The sequence below is a fragment of the Roseateles sp. P5_E11 genome (assembly GCF_054049355.1).
The window spans coordinates 1-2,369 of record NZ_JBFUMO010000745.1; the positions used below are offsets into that span (position 1 = coordinate 1).

The window sequence follows — 2,369 nt, forward strand, 5'->3', positions numbered from 1 at the left end:
GGCAAGCACATCGCCAGATGCGGGCCGGCTCGGGGGCGGCCCAGCGCTCGGCCCACAAAAAGGCCGCCCTGTGGCGGCCTTCTGCTTGCTGGAGCCTGATTTACTTCTTCGGCGGCATCAGCACGCGGTCGACCACGTGGGCCACGCCATTGGTCGCGACGATGTCGGCCTGCTGCACGACGGCATCGTCCACCGTGACGAAGCTGCCAGCCTTGGCCAGGGCCAGCGTGGCGCCTTGGTGGGTCTTGGCGGTGCCCGGCTTCACATCGGCGGCCGCAACACGGCCATCGATGACGTGATAGCCCAGCACTGCCTTGAGCTGGGCCGGGTCAGCGGCCAGCGCTTCCATCGTCTTGGCCGGCACGGCCTTGAAGGCGTCGTCGCTGGGCGCGAAGACGGTCAGCGGACCGGCGGCACGCAGTTCGTCGGCGAGGCCGGCTTGGGCTACCAGGCGGTTGAAGGTGCTGAGCTGCGGGTCGCGGGCCAGCGTCTCGGCCAGCGGCGCCGGCGCGGGGGTGGTAGCGCAGGCGACCAGCCATGCGCTGGCGGTCAACGCGATCAGGGATGTGCGACGGGTCATTTCGGAAGCTCCGGTGTGGTCGGGAAACRATAGGCCGGCACTCTAGAAGCGCCATATGACGCTCGCGTGAATCGAAAATGACAGTGTCACAAAGCGGTTCAGGCGGCTTCCCAGCCGCGCTTTGACGCGCTCCAATGGCCGGATCGATGACTGGGCAGTCACTCAATCGTCACATTCGATCCCTAGGATGCCGGTCATCGTCAAACCCGCCCTGCGGAAGGTGTCTCAGATGAAATTTGTCCAGGTCAGCAAGTCGCTCGCGATCGTCGTGAGTTTGTTCGGTGCCCAGGCGGCCCTTGCCCAGGACGTGACCGGCGCCGGCGCCACCTTTCCGGCGCCCATCTATGCCAAGTGGGCCGATGCCTACAACAAGGCCAGCGGCGCCCGCATCAACTACCAGTCGGTCGGTTCGGGTGCCGGCATCCGCCAGATCAAGGCCAAGACGGTCGACTTCGGCGCTTCCGACATGCCGCTGAAGGACGAGGAACTGGCCAAGGACGGCCTGCTGCAATTCCCCATGGTCATTGGTGGCGTCGTTCCCGTCGTCAACATCAAGGGCATCGCCCCGGGCCAGATCAAGCTGACCGGCGCCGTGCTGGCTGACATCTACCTCGGCAAAATCACCAAGTGGAACGACGCGGCCTTGACCGCGCTGAACCCAGGTGTCGCCTTGCCGGACGCCACCATCGCCCCCGTGGCGCGCGCCGACGGTTCGGGCACGACCTTCATCTTCACCAACTACCTGTCCAAGGTCAGCGAGGACTGGAAGAGCAAGGTCGGCGAAGGCACGACGGTCAAATGGCTGGCCGGTACGGCCGGCAAGGGCAACGAGGGCGTCGCCGCCTTCGTGCAGCGCCTGCCCAACTCCATCGGCTACGTCGAGTACGCCTATGTGAAGCAGAACAAGATGACCTACGTCCAGCTGAAGAACAAGGACGGCCAGTGGGTCAACCCGAGCGACGACGCCTTCAAGGCCGCCGCGGCCGGCGCCGACTGGAACAAGACCTTCTATCAGATCACGACCGACCAACCGGGCAAGACTGCCTGGCCGCTGACCAACCCGACCTACATCCTGATGTTCAAGTCGCAGGACAAGGCGGCGCAGGCCGGTGCCGCGCTGAAGTTCTTCGAATGGGCCTACGGCAACGGCGACAAGATGGCCGACGACCTCGACTACGTGCCGCTGCCTGCCGCCGTAAAGGATCTGGTGCGCAAGCAGTGGGGCGAGATCAAGGACACGTCCGGCAAGGCGGTGGCCTACAAGTGATGCCCGGGCGCTGAACCTGGCCCGGCCTCGCCGGGCTTCGTTACATCAGGCGCCTTTTCTCTCTCAGACCCCAGGAGGTTCCTTGGCAGCCATCCTTCCAGCCGGCAACGCAGGCGCTGATCGAAGCGAACGTCGCTCGCATACTTCACCGATGGAACCCAAACCCCAGCGCCGCCGCGTCGCCCCCTGGGCTGACGCGCTGTTCGCGGCCCTGTCGCAGGGTGCAGCGTGGCTGACGCTGCTGTTGATGGTCGGCATCATCGGCTCCCTCATCATCGGTGCCACGCCGGCGCTCAAGGCCTTCGGCCTYGGCTTCCTGACCAGCGCGGAATGGGACCCGGTGCAGGAGAAGTTCGGCGGCCTGGTCATGATCTACGGCACGCTGGCGAGCTCCTTCATCGCGTTGGTGATCGCCGTGCCGGTCAGCTTCGGCATCGCCATCTTCCTGACCGAGCTGTCGCCCAGCTGGTTGAAGCGCCCGCTGGGCATCGCCATCGAGCTGCTGGCTGCCGTGCCCTCCAT

At 65.5% G+C, this 2,369-nt stretch carries 2 protein-coding genes and 1 pseudogene; 2 read left to right on the forward strand and 1 reads right to left on the reverse strand.

Annotated elements, in window-relative coordinates:
• Positions 1-100: 100 nt before the first annotated feature.
• Positions 101-580: a fasciclin domain-containing protein gene (locus ACXJKR_RS30020; RefSeq protein WP_457325954.1), complete on the reverse strand. Its 480-nt coding sequence runs from the start codon at positions 578-580 to the stop codon at positions 101-103.
• 229 nt (positions 581-809) lie between these two features.
• Here ACXJKR_RS30020 and pstS point away from each other — a divergent pair, with 229 nt between their 5' ends.
• Complete coding sequence (gene pstS, locus ACXJKR_RS30025; RefSeq protein ID WP_056197163.1) at positions 810-1,847, forward strand: phosphate ABC transporter substrate-binding protein PstS; 1,038 nt, start codon at positions 810-812, stop codon at positions 1,845-1,847.
• A gap of 151 nt (positions 1,848-1,998) precedes the next feature.
• Positions 1,999-2,369, forward strand: a pseudogene (gene pstC / locus ACXJKR_RS30030) (phosphate ABC transporter permease PstC); the annotation flags it as partial.